The sequence below is a fragment of the Wolbachia endosymbiont (group B) of Eupithecia inturbata genome (genome assembly GCF_964030915.1).
Taxonomy (GTDB): domain Bacteria; phylum Pseudomonadota; class Alphaproteobacteria; order Rickettsiales; family Anaplasmataceae; genus Wolbachia.
Genome location: NZ_OZ034987.1, coordinates 42,038 through 60,083 on the forward strand (window position 1 = coordinate 42,038; position 18,046 = coordinate 60,083).

The 18,046-nt window shown below is 34.1% G+C and carries 10 protein-coding genes and 2 pseudogenes; 4 read left to right on the plus strand and 8 right to left on the minus strand.

Annotated elements, in window-relative coordinates:
• Positions 1 to 86 precede the first annotated feature (86 nt).
• Positions 87 to 1,916, plus strand: coding sequence for an ATP-dependent zinc metalloprotease FtsH (ftsH, locus tag ACQH21_RS00220; protein WP_010406977.1), 1,830 nt, complete (start codon positions 87 to 89; stop codon positions 1,914 to 1,916).
• A gap of 124 nt (positions 1,917 to 2,040) precedes the next feature.
• Here ftsH and ACQH21_RS00225 read toward each other — a convergent pair.
• Positions 2,041 to 2,909: pseudogene (locus tag ACQH21_RS00225) on the minus strand (hypothetical protein).
• Positions 2,910 to 3,145: 236 nt separating this feature from the next.
• On the opposite strand from ACQH21_RS00225, the gene ACQH21_RS00230 reads away from it, so the two are divergent.
• The 3 genes from ACQH21_RS00230 (at position 3,146) to ACQH21_RS00240 (ending at position 6,006) form a co-directional block, all read left to right on the plus strand.
• Positions 3,146 to 3,640, plus strand: a complete 495-nt coding sequence (locus ACQH21_RS00230) for a WBM0748 family T4SS-associated protein (protein WP_010403296.1) — start codon at positions 3,146 to 3,148, stop codon at positions 3,638 to 3,640.
• Positions 3,641 to 3,924: 284 nt separating this feature from the next.
• Positions 3,925 to 5,187 carry a pyruvate dehydrogenase complex dihydrolipoamide acetyltransferase gene (locus tag ACQH21_RS00235; protein ID WP_425384242.1) on the plus strand — a complete coding sequence of 421 codons (1,263 nt, stop codon included), beginning with the start codon at positions 3,925 to 3,927 and terminating at the stop codon, positions 5,185 to 5,187.
• A gap of 57 nt (positions 5,188 to 5,244) precedes the next feature.
• The gene (locus ACQH21_RS00240; RefSeq protein WP_425384243.1) at positions 5,245 to 6,006 is read left to right on the plus strand and encodes a hypothetical protein; all 762 of its coding nucleotides are present in this window, start codon (positions 5,245 to 5,247) and stop codon (positions 6,004 to 6,006) included.
• A gap of 96 nt (positions 6,007 to 6,102) precedes the next feature.
• Here ACQH21_RS00240 and ACQH21_RS00245 read toward each other — a convergent pair.
• The 7 genes and pseudogenes from ACQH21_RS00245 to ACQH21_RS00275 form a co-directional block, all read right to left on the minus strand.
• A pseudogene (locus ACQH21_RS00245) lies at positions 6,103 to 7,333 on the minus strand (IS256 family transposase).
• A 364-nt stretch (positions 7,334 to 7,697) separates the two neighbouring features.
• Positions 7,698 to 7,931: a hypothetical protein gene (locus ACQH21_RS00250; RefSeq protein ID WP_425384244.1), complete on the minus strand. Its 234-nt coding sequence runs from the start codon at positions 7,929 to 7,931 to the stop codon at positions 7,698 to 7,700.
• Between the two features lie 87 nt (positions 7,932 to 8,018).
• Positions 8,019 to 8,567, minus strand: coding sequence for a 16S rRNA (guanine(966)-N(2))-methyltransferase RsmD (rsmD, locus tag ACQH21_RS00255; RefSeq protein WP_010402438.1), 549 nt, complete (start codon positions 8,565 to 8,567; stop codon positions 8,019 to 8,021).
• A gap of 104 nt (positions 8,568 to 8,671) precedes the next feature.
• Entirely contained in the window at positions 8,672 to 9,301 is a 630-nt protein-coding gene (locus ACQH21_RS00260; protein WP_064085846.1) for a WD_0853 family protein, read from the minus strand.
• Complete coding sequence (locus ACQH21_RS00265; protein ID WP_425384245.1) at positions 9,285 to 12,530, minus strand: type IV secretion system protein; 3,246 nt, start codon at positions 12,528 to 12,530, stop codon at positions 9,285 to 9,287. Before ACQH21_RS00265 ends, ACQH21_RS00260 begins: the two co-directional genes overlap by 17 nt.
• A gap of 81 nt (positions 12,531 to 12,611) precedes the next feature.
• A complete protein-coding gene (locus ACQH21_RS00270; protein WP_425384246.1) occupies positions 12,612 to 15,518 on the minus strand; it encodes a type IV secretion system protein in 2,907 nt (968 codons plus the stop codon).
• Positions 15,515 to 18,046 carry a type IV secretion system protein gene (locus tag ACQH21_RS00275; protein WP_425384247.1) on the minus strand — a complete coding sequence of 844 codons (2,532 nt, stop codon included), beginning with the start codon at positions 18,044 to 18,046 and terminating at the stop codon, positions 15,515 to 15,517. Before ACQH21_RS00275 ends, ACQH21_RS00270 begins: the two co-directional genes overlap by 4 nt.

Below are 18,046 nucleotides of genomic sequence, written 5' to 3' on the forward strand. Positions count from 1 at the left end.
ACGGTGATGATAAGATTCGATGCATTATTAATAGCACGATAAAACAAAATTTGGTAAGCTTGATTAGTGTTTAATTAGAAATGTAAATGAAAAAATTTTTAGAAGGCTTATTGATCTGGTTAGTGATTATTGTTCTTATTTCAGTTGCTTATATTCAATTTAGCGGAAGTATAGGTAAGAGTAAAACAACCATACCTTTTTCAGAATTTTTAACTAGACTAGAAGATAATGATATAGAAAATATTACAATAAGAAACCAAAGTATCGAAGGGAAGTTTAGGGATGGGTCAGCCTTTAACTCAAGTGGTGTTATATATAGTGACTTAATAAAAAGTTTGCATGATAGGAAAGTGAAGTTCTCCTTTTCAATTGGAGACTCTGCAATAGGTATAATTGGTGGATTACTTATTCAATGGGTTCCGACCCTTATCTTTATCGGTTTATTACTTTTCCTTTTTAAACAAACGCAAGCAGGAGGTAATAGAACTATAAGCTTTGGCAAATCAAAAGCTAGGCTTATGACTACTGGAAAAAAAGTGACATTTGATGATGTTGCTGGGATTGATGAAGCAAAAGAAGAGTTGGTTGAAATTGTTGATTTTCTTAAACAAAGGCAAAAATTTCAAGTGTTAGGTGGGAAGATACCAAAAGGATGCCTTTTAATTGGTTCCCCTGGAACTGGTAAAACTCTACTTGCTCGTGCAATTGCAGGTGAAGCTAATGTACCGTTTTTTAGTATTTCTGGATCTGATTTCGTTGAAATGTTTGTCGGTGTTGGTGCAAGCCGTGTCCGGGATATGTTTGATCAAGGTAAGAAAAATGCTCCTTGTATAATTTTCATAGACGAAATAGATGCAGTAGGTAGGCATCGCGGCATCGGTCTTGGTGGCGGTAACGACGAAAGGGAACAAACATTAAACCAGTTACTGGTTGAGATGGATGGTTTCGAGTCTAATGAAGGTGTGATAATAATTGCTGCAACTAACCGTCCAGATGTCCTAGATCCAGCACTACTTAGACCTGGTCGTTTTGACCGACAGATTACTATTTCTTTACCTGATATAAATGGGCGTGAGAGAATATTAAATACGCATATAAAGAAAATATCGATAGCACCAGATGTAAACGTAAAAACAGTTGCGAGGGGAACGCCAGGTTTTTCAGGGGCTGATCTAGCAAATTTAGTGAATGAGTCTGCGCTTATTGCTGCAAGAAGAAATAAGAAAATTGTTACCATGGATGATTTTGAGTATGCACGTGATAAAGTGATGATGGGCATGGAAAGAAGGTCCTTAGTCATTACAGAAGAAGAAAAAAAGCTTACTGCTTACCATGAAGCTGGTCATGCAGTAGTTTCAGTTAATATGCCTGCTTCTGATCCTATACACAAAGCAACAATTATTCCACGTGGTAGAGCACTCGGTTTAGTTATGAGACTACCAGAAACAGATAGAGTGTCCCTCACAAGAGAAAAGATGCTAGCAGATATAACTGTTGCAATGGGTGGACGTGTGGCAGAAGAGCTAATTTTTGGCTATGATAAAGTCACAAGCGGTGCATCTTCAGATATAAAACTAGCATCAGATTTATCACGTTCTATGGTGACAAAATGGGGAATGAGCGACAAAATAGGTCCGATCTATCATAATCGCGAACAAATCACACATGATTCTGAGACAATTTCTGAAGATACGTTAAGACTTATAGATGAGGAAGTAAAGAAAGTCGTATTTTCTTGCTATGAAAAAGCAAAAGACATTTTAACCAAGCGTAGGAAAGACTTGGAGCTCATTGCTGAAAATCTACTGGAGTTTGAAACTTTAACAGGAGATGAAATAAGAGACATATTAAGTGGAAAAAAAATTGTTAGAAATGAAAATGAAGGTAAAGAAGAGATAAGAAGATCCTCTCTCTAATAAGATCTGGCTTTATTTAACCGCTAAAACAAAAATTTTTAATTAATTAGCTTAAGTTATAAGATCATAGTTAAGCCGATGTATTTTATAAATGGACTTTTTTGAACATTCTTCCAATTTTTTTCTAAATAACTCTTTGCCTATTTAAATAAGTATGTTCAGTATTAGAGCTTTCCAGACCGCTACTAGGAGAAAGATTAGGTTCTTGACCTTTAAACATCTCTATTAGCTTTAATACAGGAGCAGTTCCTGCTACAAAGCTCCTATAACAGCAGTAGCACCCATGATGAGAAGAATCGGTTCTGCAGTGGTGATTACACAAAGCTCAATACATAAACCAGCAATGACCATACCAACCATTATACCAATGAAAGCACCTACAATTATGGATGAAACTACACCAATTAATTCTCCTATTTTTGAACTAAGTGGTACTTCTCTTTCACGTCTAATACGCCTAATATAGCGTGACCTCATTTGTCCTCTCATTATTACATTTTCATCCCTGTTTCCAAAGAGATTCAATGACGCTTCTCTTTCTCTAATAAAATTTGGCCGCATTTGTTGTTCTCTTGCCCTTCTTCGCTCTCTCATTATTATGTTTTCCTCAAAGAGGTTTAGTGGTACTTCTCTCTCACCTCTAATTCTAACATGATTTAGCTGTGCTTGTTCTACTAATAACCTTATTGTACTTTTTATTTCATTTAGCGGTGCTCTTCCTCCAATATCCTTAATTGCCTTCTCAAATTTTAATAGCGACTTGTTATTTAGTCTGACATTATTCTGAGAATCACAAACAATAACCCAATCTAAAATTGGCTTTTTTTGACCACCATACTCTATATAATCATTAATGTGTTCCTTTAGTTTTTTAATTATCTCTACTGCTCTTGTTTCCATAGCTTCTATGGCGCTATCTTCACTTTCTATGAGTATATTGAAAACAATTCCTAATAACTCCTGTTGTAAATCCTTTCGTTCTTTAATATTCATAATTAGCCTCAACTTTTATATGCTATTTTGCCAAAATAATTTTACCAAATAAGTAATATATATACAATAATTCTCGTTTAAAAATTTTTTTACATTGGCTTATCTCAGTTATGTTTTAGGATGTAAAAGCTTCTTACTTTAATAATTTATTAAAGTAAACCATATATGGATTGCTATTTAGGAGCAGCTGTTGTACTTTAATCAGAAGGTACAGTAATGTAAGAAGGAGGTACTTTATGTCTTTAAAAAATGAAATTTCTGAATTGATAGAGCAACAGCTTGGCATTAAATATCATGACAATTGCTTAGCTTACACTATCCATAATTCGGCTGCAGGTGAAATATCCGATTCTATTGCTCTTTGCATAGTTGGCTGTGGCGATTGTGAGATTAAGTATCAAGGTATTGCTAATTCATTTAACATAACGAAAGAAGAAATTAACCAAAGTAATATAGAAAGCATAAAAAATAAGATAGAAAGTGAAGCTAGAAAAGAAGGTAGTGAATTTTCCGAGTTGATTTCTAAGATGGATCAATCGCTGAAAGAACAAAGTGAAAAGTCTATTATACAGATTTTAAATTCATCTGCTGAAGAGATGTTAAGGAGTTTTTGTGGTAGTTCTATACAGAGAACAGAGGATAAAGAAGTTAGTCTGTCCTCTGCTTCACATGAAGAGCCTGCTACAGAAGATTCGGAAACTACTATTAATTCTGATCTTTTATCAATTTAACCAGCTCCTCATATAAATTTTTTCTGTACCCAAGCTATATGTTTGTGAGAGGATAGTAAGCACTACATTTTTCTATTTCCATTATAACAGATTCGTCTATTTTCATGATGATCTTACTATTTGTACTCTGTCTAGGACTAAGCAATAGAAATAGTAGGATAACAGTAGTCAACCAAGATTCCAGCATCACGTACTAGGATGATATAAGTATCATGATTTACGATTAGATTGACATAGGGTAAAGAGTAAATTAAAAATTAAATAGATCTTTTAATGCAGAATAAATGCCTATAGAAATATTGATGCCCGCTCTTTCCCCAACAATGAGTAAAACTGGAGGGAAAATTGTAAAGTGGTGTAAAAAAGAACAAGATAAAGTTGAAATAGGTGATGTAATCGCTGAAATTGAGACTGATAAAGCCATAATGGAGTTTGAATCTGTCGATGAAGGAGTTTTAGCAAAAATTTTAGTGTCGGAAGGAACAAGTGGTGTGCCTGTAAATCAACTGATAGCTCTAATGTTAGAGGAAGGGGAAGATAAAAGCGCACTTGATTTAGCTTCTGCCATCAATACCAAGGTTGAGAAGGAGGTTGAAGCCGATTTTTCAGTATCATCCAACCCTTCGATTTCATCTAGCTCTTCAATGTCATCCCAGTGCGTGACACTGGGATCTAAAAAAGAGGATAGAGCAACAGAAAATAGAATAAAAGTAAGCCCCTTAGCTAAAAAAATAGCTCAAAATGAAGGTGTTGATATAAAGCGATTAAAAGGTACAGGTCCATATGGTCGTATCATCAAAGCTGATGTATTAGAATTTTTAGATCAAACTAAAAGCTATGAGAGATTTGAGGAAAATACAACAGTTGAAGTAAGTAATATGCGCCAAGTGATAGCGCAGCGCCTAGTTGAATCTAAGCAAAATATTCCACACTTTTATTTAACTGTAGACTGCCACGTTGATAAGCTAATATCGCTCAAAAATGAGGTTAATTCAGCAAATGAGAACAATAAAGTAACAATTAATGACTTAATTATAAAAGCTGTGGCTTTCAGCATGAAAAAATTTCCTAACATAAACTCATCGTGGATAGATACTAAGATAGTAAAATATTCAAATATAGATATCTCAATTGCTGTAGCGCTTGAGGATGGACTTATTACTCCTATAGTAAAAAATGCTGATGAAAAAAGTGTTTTATCTATATCAAAAGAAGTGAAAGATTTAGTAAATAGAGCACGATCTGGAAAATTAAGGCCTGAAGAATTTCAAGGAGGAGGGTTTACCATTTCTAATTTAGGCATGTTTGGTATAAAAACTTTCAGTGCTATAATCAATCCACCACAGTCTTGCATTATGGCTGTCGGCGCATCTAAAAAACAACCAGTTGTCATAAGTGAAAAAATAGAGATAGCAGAGGTAATGACAGTTACTCTCTCTGTTGACCACAGAGCAGTTGATGGAGCACTCGGAGCAAAATTTTTAAATGCCTTTAAGTACTATATAGAAAACCCTACGGTGATGCTTCTTGAGCCTTTATTATTATAATAAAATTAATACCTCTTAGTTTATACTTTTGTTAGTTAATAGGTTTAGAGGTAAAATATGACTGATAAAAAGATAGAAAAACGTAGTATATCTTTTGATGCTACAAAATCAAAATTTTCAAACGATAGGTTTCAAATAGATTCCTCATCTAATGAGTCAATAGATACCATTGGTAAAAAATTTAAGTATGAAGTGAAACTTCCAGGTGTTATTCACACTACAACAAGAAAAAATAATGTTGGAAGCGGATTAAATGAGTTAGATCTAAGAAAGAAAAATGAAAACTCTTTCAAGACACCAATAAAGAATATTGAAGAATCAGATAGTAAGAGAAACCAAAGTCATTTGCTGTTTCAGGAGGACTCATTTCCAGAACTACCAGCATGTGCATATAAGCCAGCACTGCTGCCAAAACCATCAAAACAAAAAATAAAGGAAGCTGTAGATAAAATGCGCAATAATAGAAAAGCTCATAATTCTGCAAGTGTTGAAAATGGTGTTAGTTCAGACAGGTTCAAAGTGCGCCCGTTCTTATGTAGTGATATAGATGGATATGTAGCTCCTGACAAACGTGACCGTAATCTAGAAAGGTGTAGGGTTACACATGATAGCAGTAAGCTTGAAGCACAAATGGAAAGAAAGCATGGGTTTCAATCAGATCCAAGTGTTAAGCATGTAAAGGCTGATACTGTAGTATGTTCTATTACTAAAGGTCATGACAAAAAAGGCGTTAAATCTGATGTCTCATATACACAAGAGCCTATATCAGAAATGTCTAAGGTCAATGTGAGAGAATTAGCAAATAGGTTCCGCGGCTAATCATTATTGGATTTTTCTAATAACAATTTCTTAAGATTTTATAAACTGTGCATATAGTACTCGGGAATGTTCAAAAAAGTGTGTCAAAGCGAATTTTTAGTTCAACTCAATTTTTAACCTATCAGGAAAAAAGATATCAAGTTGAGATATAGTTAGAGCCCAATTAGGCAAAGCCATAGCCCATTTTTGCTCTATCTTTTTTATAGCACAATATACCAATTTGTACAAGGCATTTGTACTGGTAAATGAACCTTTGGTTTTAGTAAATTTTCTGATTTGTCTGTGCAACCCCTCAATTGGATTGGTGGTATAAATTAGCCTTCTAACAGGGCCAGAATACTTAAAATAACTAGACAAATTTTCCCAATTGTTTTGCCACGATTTTATGACTAAAGGATATTTTTCACCCCATTTTTCCTCCAGTTCAAGTAAATAATTTTCGGCGATTTCTCTACTTGTAGCACGGTATATTTTTTTCAAATCATTCATAAAAACTTTTATATCTTTGCTGGATACGTATTTTAGTGAATTTCTTATTTGGTGCACAATGCATAACTGTACCTCAGCATTGGGAAATACGCTATTTATAGCTGTAGGGAAGCTTTTCAGACCGTCAACACAAGCTATCAAAATGTCTTCTACTCCTCTCTCTTTTAAGTCATTTAATACGCCTAGCCAGAAGTTAGCTCCCTCACTTTCTGCTAAGTAAAAACCCAGTACTTCTTTTCTGCCATTTTGGTCTATTCCTAATATATTGTACATGCATTTACTTATGCAATGTCCATTCTCTTTGACCTTAAAAAACATCCCATCCATAAATACTATCGGGTATACTGATTGTAGGGGACGACTCCTCCATTCATTGATTATAGGCAGTAATTTATCTGTAATTCCAGATATCTCTGCTGCAGATATTTTATGGTCATAGATTTCTTCCACATAGGATGCTATATCCCTGTATCCCACACCGCTTGCAAACATGTTCAAGACCTTTGTTTCAAGTTCTGGATGTAAGCTTGTTTGCCTTTTTTTCACTATCTGTGGTTCGAAACTTCCCTCTCTATCTCTTGGTGTCAATAGTTCAAATACTCGTCTTCAAAGTTTTGCCATTCTTTCCGTTTCTTCGATTCTTTTCTTCTCTTTCATTGGATAAATGATGCTCTATTTCACCTTCTAGACTTGCTTCCAGCAGCCTTTTTACAAATGGTGTTAATGCTCCATCTCTCCCCATCAATGGTTTACCTTCCCTTATTGATGACAGTATATTTGCTTCCAGCTCTTTGTAATCTACCAGGCCAGTCGTTCCATTTTCTATTTTGTAACTCATATATCAAACCTCTATTTTTTGTTTCTATTTTATTTTTATTTCTCGGTTTGACACACTTTTTTGAACATTCCCATTTATTACTTTACTTCTCGGTTTGACACAGTTTATTTAACACTCCCTTTCGAAGCAAGTTCTTTCAATCGAAACACTATATGTACGTTATCATCGTCAATTTCAATGCGTTGAACTAACTTTCTTATTATATCAAGTTTAGTTTCATAGTCTGCTTGATTAAGCTCTCTCAGAGGAAAAACTTTCTACACTGTTTGTGATAAAATCTAATTCTCTCTGTAGCCTCTTTTCATCGATAGCTTCTTCCCTTTGATCTCTGATTCCTTTAACTCCTTTTCCATGCTCTCAACTTCTAAGTCATACTTTTCCTTCGCGTTATATGACCCCTTGCATATACATAAGCTAATCTTTCTATACCTTGTTCTATTTTATCTGCGCGTTTTTCAATCTCATCCTTTGCCTGCTTATTTTCATATTTTAAAAGTCTAACCTTTGTCATTACCTCTGGTTCTTTGAGTACCATCTTCATTTCTTTCCATACTGCTTCTTCTAGTATATCAACTCGTATTGATTTGCTGTTACACACCCTATTCCCACCAAAACGAATTGATTTTTTCTTTCAGTCCTCGGAAAAATCTTACTTAGCTTAGCTATAGATGTTTACAAAAGAAATTCAAGTGAGTGAAGAAAGAAAAATTATTTTTGCAATACCGTAGGTACGCTCCACAATTATATTGAAGTTTTTATTGCACTCAAAACCTTCATTTTTCCTCATTTCTAGAATTATTAACGCATTATCATTTAACCAGCCTGAGTGAGCTAACTCGTCTAAAGTTGAGTTAAACAGATTGATATTATAAGGTGGATCCATAAAAACTATATCGCACTTTGAAATAGGTCTTGGTAATCCGTTAGCATTGCAACAAATTAACGTGATATCGCTCGTAATTCCAAAATCTTCTGCTGTTTTTTTAGGCAGTTGCAAATTGTAATAATCTGAATCTACCATGAATGCATGTTTAGCACCTCGAGAAAGTGCTTCAAATGAAAAAGAGCCACTTCCGCAGAATAAATCAAGTACATTTAGGTTATAAATAGGTTTTCTTGAAGAAAGTATACTAAATATTGCTTCTCGGACACTACTCATAGTGGGCCGTGCAGCTAAATTCTTGCCTGTAGTTATTTTTCTTCCACGATATTTACCCGCAATAACACGTAACATATAAAACAAGTTCGAAGTTAACTAATTATTTATAATACACATTTAATGTCAACATAGCTTCAGCAGTCTAATAGAAAGAAGGTTGCTTGTGGAGGAACGCAAGATCAATCGCTTTTCTTTGATTTATTTTCTATACTGATTGCACGACCAATCTCGTCTTGTAAATCATCATGGTTGTTTTTTTCATCATGACCCATCCCTTCAATTCTACTTTCTAACTCTAACTTAATTAAAGTATTGATTTTCTCTATACTATCGAGGAAATTGTGACACTCTTCATCACTATATTCCTCACCAGATGCTTTTTTTTCTATAAATAGACTTTTGAACCCTATTAGATCAGAACTCTGATCGGCATTCAACACAATATTTCTCTCTATAAAACTAAGATCTGATAGTAACAAACTAACCTCTAATAGATCTTCACTTTCAATGTTTGCAAGATTATCAAGATCGTCTAAAATAGAGAACATCTTAAGCTCCTTCTGTGCAATTTCTTTGTCTTCTTTGTCAAATTCTGACGATAGCCCTTTATCATCTATAAGTCTCTCATTCAGAGCTTTATTTAGCTTTGAAAGACTAACATCACCTTGCTTAGTGCTATCTAGTAACAAATCTACCCTCGCTCTGCGCGCATTTAAAACATCATTGTAATCGTTTAACTTGATATTACCATCTTCGTCTTGCTGAAGACCATAATAACTTAGCCCTTTGAAATTACGATTCTTCATCATTCTCTATGTTCTCATTCCTTTCATTATCTTGACGCTCTCTATCTTCTCCGGCACGTATAGCTTCTGTAGTGTTTTTTAGGGTTTCTGGTTCCGTACCTAATTTTCGATTTGATTGATTAGGCTTATTTTCTTTTGATGATTCATCTTCTTCTGGTTCTCTCTTGCGGCCAATAGTGTAGTCATGAAGCTTCTCAAGAAATTCCCGTCTATATGTTTTTGCTCTATAGAGTAGATTATGCTGGTAACCATCCTTTTCTCCTGTAGCAGGGTTAATTCCTATAGAGTCGAGACCATGTTCCCAAGTAAACTTCATAGCATCTTCTATTGTATAGCCCAAATGTGATCCTACATATCCTTTATAATATTCTAAATATTTATCAATTCTTCTATGTGCAATATCTTCTTTATCAATTCCAAACGCCCTGTAGATTTTTTCCTCAAGCTTATCAACATCATTTTTAGGTGATGTTGCAAATTTTGTTGCTTCAATAGTAGCACCTACAAGCTTACGTGGCACATTAATAGCATATTTCAGCACACCCCCAACTCCTGGTATTCTACCTAGCAAATTAGCTGTACCTCCAGCTAATCTGTCCGGTACATGAGTAGCCCAATTACCTAAAGACTCTAGCCCTCCACCAATTTTATCTTGCATCTGTTGTTTTAATCCCTGCATTAAACCAGTCACAGGTGATGCTTGATACATACTAGATATATTGTAAACACCAAACCCACCACCGGCAATGCTTGAGCCCATCTGTTGTACAAACTCCTTCAAAGAAAACATCAAAAACGAAAGCAAGAACAATACAAAGATCTCTCCTGCGTTGATTAAATAACCTCTCTGTATGTCTTGCACCCTTTGGTAATCACTATTTTCTTTATAATTTTTGCAATCCTCACAATCTTTACATTTCTGACAGTATTCACTGTTGGGATCCTTATATAAATCATGAAGTTTCAGTATTCTACAACCTTGTTTTTTTATCGCACTCCGCACTAAAGATCTTATTTCATTAATTATTTCCCTATAACTATTGCATTTATTTATATCTTGACAGTAGCGTTTTATTATTTCACTAACATCACCTATCCTTTTCTCTATATTGTTGATCAGTAATATAATGTCAGCCCTCTCTGATGCATGAGATAAACTATTTGTTAAGCGTACTAGATCTTTTGCACTACAGCCATTACTAACTATCATATCACTTTCCGCAATATAGTGGTCTGCTGGATTATCTTTAGTTCCAGGAATTGGATTAAAGAAAGGATAATCTATATAACGAAAACCTTTATTAATGTAATCTGGTGGAAGAGGGATATATCCAGCGCCACCAGTAAACTTTACTGTACCACCTATTCTGCTTAGTTTTTCTATACCTTCTATATTCTTATCTACGTTCAATGGAGAAGCCTCTCCAATAGCATAAGGTACAAAAATTTGCCCTGGAGTCCAGCTAAAGTATTCTTTATCAATTATACAAAAACCACCAAATACCCATTTTGGAGCACATAACTTTATTTCAAGCCATTTATTATAGCACACAGTAAAGCCTAACTGTTTATAAAAGGTATTCATTATCATCGCAGCAAGTAATGACAGCAGGGTAAATATCATAATTGATTGCAAACAGAAACTAATACAGAATTTTATCCAACCCTCAAATAGACTTTTCAGTGGTGAAAATAAAATAGAGATTAGGAATAGCGGCATTATAGCTACAAGAAAAGCTATACCCATAAAACCAGAAAGGAATATTATGTAAGCATACATACACAGCAGGAAATATAAGACAATCCCTATAAAAATTGCCGGTATCATAAGGAGACTTGCCCACATTTGATAATGTAAAAATGCTGCAAACTTTTTCCAAACAGAGTAAGCAAAAAACTTATTAAACATATCCTCCATGAAGCTAAACAATTTAGCTTCATTTCCTTGAGCAACGTTTGAATTACCTCCGGTGTTCATGTTGGGAGCAAAATTAGTAATTATGCTTATCAATTGTTCAAGACCTTTAACAAATAAAACAAGAAAATGATCATAGAAAAATCTAAAACTTCCAGGAGATATAAGCACTATTACTAGAGTGATTTTCATCATTCTGATGAGCATATCATGCTTAGTTTCTCTTATCATTCCAAAAAGATAAAGAAGCGATGAAATCACTATAAATAGAACAAGCAAGGAAAGAACAAAATTGTGAAAGCTCGTACTTTTTTCAGCTATATTTTGAAATATCGCTTGTGCAGCTGCAGGATCATTGCTATCAAAATGCTTTTTACAATTTTCGTTAATCAATAATACACATTTTAGATAGTTATAAACGTAATCAAAAAATCCAAAGTTACTTGGTTTCTGCACTCCGCTCAAAAATTCAAAAGAGTAGCCACCTGCATTATCTAGATAATATCTATCTAATATCTTTACATATATTTTCCATCCTTTTTCTAACCTCACCGTATTACAATTCCTGTCCTGTAATGTGGTGTTATCTCTGTCTAAAGTAAAAAGACCGCTCCCATTTTCTGCCATGGAGTTGTAACCTAGATGTACAGTAGGATATTGAGGATCGCGCATTAACTTTAGATTTTCGTTAGGATCACCTTTCCCCGTTTTAAACAAAAGATAAGCACCATGACCGTTGGTAAACCAACATGGAGCACCACGTGATACTGTATTTGCGCTATCATCTTCATTAATGCACTTGCACTTTACAGTGCAACTTGCTTTAGGCTTACTTGAAAATTTTTGTATGCTAGGTTTATAATCATTACAAACTAAGTGAAAGTCAGGCAGACTGTTGTCACCTTCCCCTCTTTCAAATTTGGTTGCATATTTTAACTGCTCCAAACTTTCCAAACTATAACTACTTTGAGATTTCTTCTTATTACTATTGCTCCAAGATGTCCATGCACCATTTACTCGTACTACTAAACTATCTCCATTGGTTTCAAATCCAGTATCTTTCCACTTCACCACTTGATTAGAGTGAAAACCATAATTAATTTCTCCAGTATTAGGATCAATAATTTCTCTATCTTCTGGAACAAAAGCATCATGATCTCTTGAAAAATGAGCACCAATTGCAATGGGTTCAGGACCAAAATAATCAGCAGATATACATCTTGGAAAAGGCATATCATTCTTACTACAACCTGTAACCAGAACACAGATTACCAAAATTAATAACCTAAACCAACATTTGCCTAAGCGTGATTGCATACCTAAACTTTTTCCAATACAGAATAAATTTCTAAAACCTTACTTCAAATATCTTTTTAATTAGTTACTCCATATATCTCATCAATCTTCCTTGACTTGTCCTTTTGTTTTATCAGAATCCTTTTGCTTATCTGGCTGGCTTAGTGTTTCAGATTTGCTCATTTCTCTGCCAGCACTCCCTTTCCCATCTGCTTGCTTTGGTGTATCAGGCAATTTAGCTTCAATTTTGCTACGATCTTTACTCATTCCCTGCTTGATGTTATGTATCATATTTTGGGTTCTATCATCAAGGCCAACAGTTGACAGCATAGCTTGTGATGCGCTCCTAGAAATATGACTAACACTTTGAGCAACTCCATAACCAGAGCTGAACAACGCCTGCGCCATAGTTTCTGATATAGAAACAAAAGCTTCCATTGCACTAGCAATGATGAGATATATAAATGCCTGGATTAGATCTATAGGTAATGCTGCAAAGTGCCCACCAGCCCTTTCTCCAGTACTGAACGCAACATCAACACTAGTACCAGGACTATACCCAAGAGGTAATATTGATTTCATAAGACACAGATCATACGATAAAAAATTTACACTAATTAAGCATTGATAGCATGCAGAAAAATTTGTGAGGTTGTATAGAACTGAATACATTAACTGGTTTAAAAGAGACAAGGATGAAAATAAAATGACTGGTTGCAATGAAACATGAGCCAGCGTTTTTATCCAATTATCAAATAATGTTTTAGTTTGTTGAAATAGAATAAATACGATAAATAAAGGTGCTAATGACAATAAAAATGCCACTAAAACAGTAGATATTACATACTTAAACGTAGCACTAATAATGCATCTTAAAAACACAAAAGTAGCATAAAGTATTGCCAAAAATGCAATAAAGCCAAAAGGTCCTGATAGCATTAAAGACAAAAATTTCAGCCATGTTTCTCCTGTAAATAATACTCCCGCTGTTAAATCTAAGAATGCAAATTTTTTACCTCCTTCTCCTATATAGCCAGAAAAACTATCAACTAAATAAATGCTACCATCAACAAAAAGCCCAGACAAAGTTGTACCAAAGAATTCCCAACTTCTATCACTAAAAGCAAAAGCTATAAATGCTATTTTGAATATTCTTATAATAAAATCGAATTTACTTAATTGTATTGTTCCAAGCATATAGCCAACAACAGTAAATATAACGTATAGAATAAGCAAAGCTCTTATTCCTTGTAGAAGCCCCTTTCTATATCCTTCATATGGAATTTTAATTCCGTCTTCACCCCCGTCTGTTATGAAATCAAAAATCTTGTTTACAGTTGATGAAATAAAATCGTTTATTTTTCTTTTTAAAAATAAATTTACTGTGTATTTGTTATCTTCATAATATTTGCCTTCTTTGTCCGTAATATCATCTTTCTTTACGTTTTCTACATTAATACCAAAGTATATCTTTTTAGACTCTTTATCCTTTAAATGACTTCCATCTATTATGTAATAGTCTACATTATCCTCTGTTATTTTATCTAATTTCTTTACTTTTTTGAAATTATTAGTCTTTCGAGCAGATGGATCTTCTGGCGGGCTATCACCCAAGTACATATACAGTTTTTCACCACTATCGAAGTTACATGATCTAGTCACTGCAACATGATATCCACCTCTATGAAGAGAGTAATTGCCATTGCTTGCTATAGCAAGCATCACACTACTACCAGGTATTATATCTTTTTCATCTATTTTATAATCATGATTTAATTTCAAAGAAAAATGTTCAAAATTATCACCAATTTGCGAACACACATTATCCCCTTTTGCACCCTTTCTCTCTGGAAAACATTGAATACCTTTAGCAGTATTCTGATTATTAAGATCGCCAACTTTTGCAACAAGAGCCTCAGCCCAAGAAATATCTTCTCTGTCCTCTTTGAAGTTTAATTTAGAATTTGATATTAAATTAATGTCAATCTGCTTAGAATCCCTCTTATTTTCTTCAATCTCTTTTAGTTCATCCTCAATACGTTTAAGGTGAGAATACATGTCACATGTATTTCTTTTATCATACTTCTCATACCTTATAGAAGAGACGCAATTCTCCCCTATACCTTTTGCGTTGTAACATATATTTTGATAGTAACAATTAAGCTCATAAGAGCTGTACTTGCTTCTCTCATTAAAATCACATTTTTTCCCATTACATAATTTATCCAGTCCTATTTTAGTTCGTCGTAAATCTAACAATGCACCATTTATCCATGAATTTTGAATATAATCCTTATTAAAATGTACCTTATTATCATATGGAGTGTAGCCATTACCAACTAGCACTCTTCTTTCTTCTATGTTCTCTTTATTAATCTTAGGAAATTCTACTTTAGTCCTCTTACCACTTTCTCCACAAAAGAACGTTCCTCCATTGAGCATGTCTTTTATTGTAGCTTTGTCTTTTTTATCATTTTCTTCAGCTCTATAGCAATTGTCATCAAAGCTGATACCTTTCCCTTCCGGATTGTCATAATTAATCGTTATCTCTCTGGGAACTAAGCTAAAGCTTAACTTATCACCAGGATTTGCTTTAATTACAGTATCTACATAACGTCTATTGCTATAGAATTCATTATTTCCAAAGCCTATATCCCCACATATTTCTCGTTCATCAAGACTAGCATTATCAATTAACTTATTACTGTAATTTGGTATTAAATCATTAGCACAAAATACAGCGGGCACAAGTACTCTCTTTGGATTTTTCCCTTCTTTAAGAGGACAAAAATTTACTGACCCACCAAGAGTAAATTTGATTTTCTCATCCTTGCTAATTACTTGACCAGAATCAACCCAATGAATTTTAACTCCTTCGCCAGCTTCACGAACTGGAACATCTATACTGACACTAGTATTTCTGCTCTGCAGCCCAGGTTCAACACAATCCATTGTGCAGCCAGTAATTACAAGACATAGTATCAATAATAATGATTTTCTGCTCATCATTGATTTCCTGTGTTTGTCGGTATTTTAGGTGCTGATCTTTGAGCTGATTGTGGTATTTGAGGTCTTCGACTTGGTGTACCAGATTGCTGACCTGCTCTTCTTTGGATACTTTGTTCATCTAAACCTACTGTTCCCATTAAGCTTTGCTGATATTGCCTTCCTGGTTCGCTTGCCACATAAACACCAAACAACGAATCAGATATTGTTGAAGATGCCTCAACTAAAGCTTTCATAGCATGTCCCAAAATCACAAAAGCCATCATAGCGGTGATATTAGGTGCATGTTTGGAAGCATAACCATAAATAATACAAGGATTAAAAATCTTTAAGTTAAGATTAAGTATACATGTAGGGCAGACCTCAAAATTAAAGACCGAATACACAATATAATCCATAACCTGGCTTATTAATGATATAAAAATTAAAAGCACTACCGGATGAATTGCAAATCTTGCTAAATTTTTGACCCAATTGTGAAACATCTGTCTAGTATATCCAAATAGAAGGCAAATAATAAAAAGAGGCGCCAAGGAAAGCAATAATGCAACTATTGCTATAGATGTGATAAAAGAAAATAAGGCGTTAAACATCGATAAGCTCACTGTTATCAAACCCCAAATCACCAAGCAAAACGATACAATACCCAAAGGACCAGAGAATATAAGAGATACTATTAGTAACACTGAGTGTGCTGATAAAAACCTATTGAGCGGTAAATCAAGAAATTCAAAAACATTTGATGTTGTACCTCTGAAATTTGCTATTTCTATTAACTGTTTTGGAGCATTAACAAAAATAGAAAATGCATTGTTATAAAAAAAACTCCAACTGTTATCGTTCAGCAATTGGGTAATAACTCCTATCTTTACACATATAATTAAAAATTCATATGTAGAAGCATGAGACAATCCAAAAAAGTAATAAAGGGTATATAAAGTTATATATAACACTAATAACGACACTATTGTGGATCTGATAGTCTTTGTTCTATTTGACGCTACAAAACTTTGATAAAGAGACTTCACGGGACTAGATTCAGAGTGATTCCATTCTGAATTTTTATAACTGGAACCAAAAAATGCAATTTTTACTTTTTCATCAAAAAAATTATATATCGCACTAAAAGTTCTTACAGGTGGCTCTTTAGTTGTAAGGTTAATGCTAAACTGACCTTCATTTTTCTTATAATCACAGCCATGATCTCTTATTCCGTAATATATAGTGCCACTCTTGTCTTTTAGCTTTTCTTTTAATCTTTCCATATACTCAGTATTATGAACTTCACTGATATTCACAGGTATATCCCCCAGAATTTCACCAGGATTGTGCTCAGGAAACTTATCAGAAACATGTATATATAAGTTTTTTGCTAGACTATGGCTCTTTGTGACCCTTATATTATATCCCCCTTTACCAGCATTCTTTTCTTTAGCATTTTTAAGTGTAAATACTAACTCTGTACCCTTATCATAGTTTTCTTTTTTGATCTTATAATCAAAGTTAGTTCGTATACCATCACTCCTTACATATTTAAAACTTTCCTTTCCTCCTATCGACACCTTTAATGATGGAATGTAAGTCTTTATCCTCTTCATTTTCTTTTTTCTTATATCATCCACAGCTCCCTTGGTATTTTTTTCTGTATTTACTTTATCCTTTTCACCATCTGAACTATCGCTGTGTCCTTTAGCTATGTTGCTATCATCTAACACTCCCATTATACCATCTACAGCCTTCTTGATAGCTTCTTCCTTACTTACTTTTCCAACAGCTAGTTCGTTGGCAAGATTTTTAGCTACATTACGTTTATTGCCATCTATAGTATTAGATTCAATTTGCACACAATCTTGACTGGCATAATAACATGTATTCTCACACGCAAGATTTAAAAGGTACGTATCTATCTCAACTTTCTGACTGCTTGAAAGCCTCCTGCAGTCTATATTTTCTCCTTGTTTTATAGAATTAATGATATTTTCAATCTCCTTTTCATCTTGATCAGATTTTACAAAACTTGGATTCCAGTATTCTTTTCCATTCAACCATTTTGCGTTACCTATGATATATTTATTAGGGCATATTTCACCTTGACAATTCTCTTGATTTAAAACATGTGCAAAATACTCCGTCTCTCCTTCACCGCAACTCTCGTCAATTTTTTTATAGGTGACCGTGCCATTATCGTTTTTACACATTTTACTTCCAACAACACTAAAGCTTATCGCATCGCCATCTTTAAGCGCAAACGGTAATGTAACGTTTCCTACTCCAGGTTCAATTGCAAAATCTTTATATTGCGAACAAAAATTAACCTTATTAGGTACTATATTAATCTCTGTTACTTTTATTTTATCCGAAATATAAACTCCAGAATCAACCCATTTCTGCTCTGTTGACACTATATCCAATTTCTCACGCAAGCCTGATGAATCTTCTGGCTTAATACACCCGCACCCAGATAATAAAAAGAGTATCACAAAACTTATGCATAGCTTAACCAAGTTTTGGTTGCTCAAATGTTCAAACAT

Coding starts and splice junctions, on each gene's coding strand:
- ftsH (WP_010406977.1), top strand. CDS start 87: ATGAAAAAATTTTTAGAAGGCTTATTGATCTGGTTAGTGATTATTGTT.
- ACQH21_RS00230 (WP_010403296.1), top strand. CDS start 3,146: ATGTCTTTAAAAAATGAAATTTCTGAATTGATAGAGCAACAGCTTGGC.
- ACQH21_RS00235 (WP_425384242.1), top strand. CDS start 3,925: ATGCCTATAGAAATATTGATGCCCGCTCTTTCCCCAACAATGAGTAAA.
- ACQH21_RS00240 (WP_425384243.1), top strand. CDS start 5,245: ATGACTGATAAAAAGATAGAAAAACGTAGTATATCTTTTGATGCTACA.
- rsmD (WP_010402438.1), bottom strand. CDS start 8,567: ATGTTACGTGTTATTGCGGGTAAATATCGTGGAAGAAAAATAACTACA.
- ACQH21_RS00260 (WP_064085846.1), bottom strand. CDS start 9,301: ATGATGAAGAATCGTAATTTCAAAGGGCTAAGTTATTATGGTCTTCAG.
- ACQH21_RS00265 (WP_425384245.1), bottom strand. CDS start 12,530: ATGCAATCACGCTTAGGCAAATGTTGGTTTAGGTTATTAATTTTGGTA.
- ACQH21_RS00270 (WP_425384246.1), bottom strand. CDS start 15,518: ATGATGAGCAGAAAATCATTATTATTGATACTATGTCTTGTAATTACT.
- ACQH21_RS00275 (WP_425384247.1), bottom strand. CDS start 18,046: ATGTTTGAACATTTGAGCAACCAAAACTTGGTTAAGCTATGCATAAGT.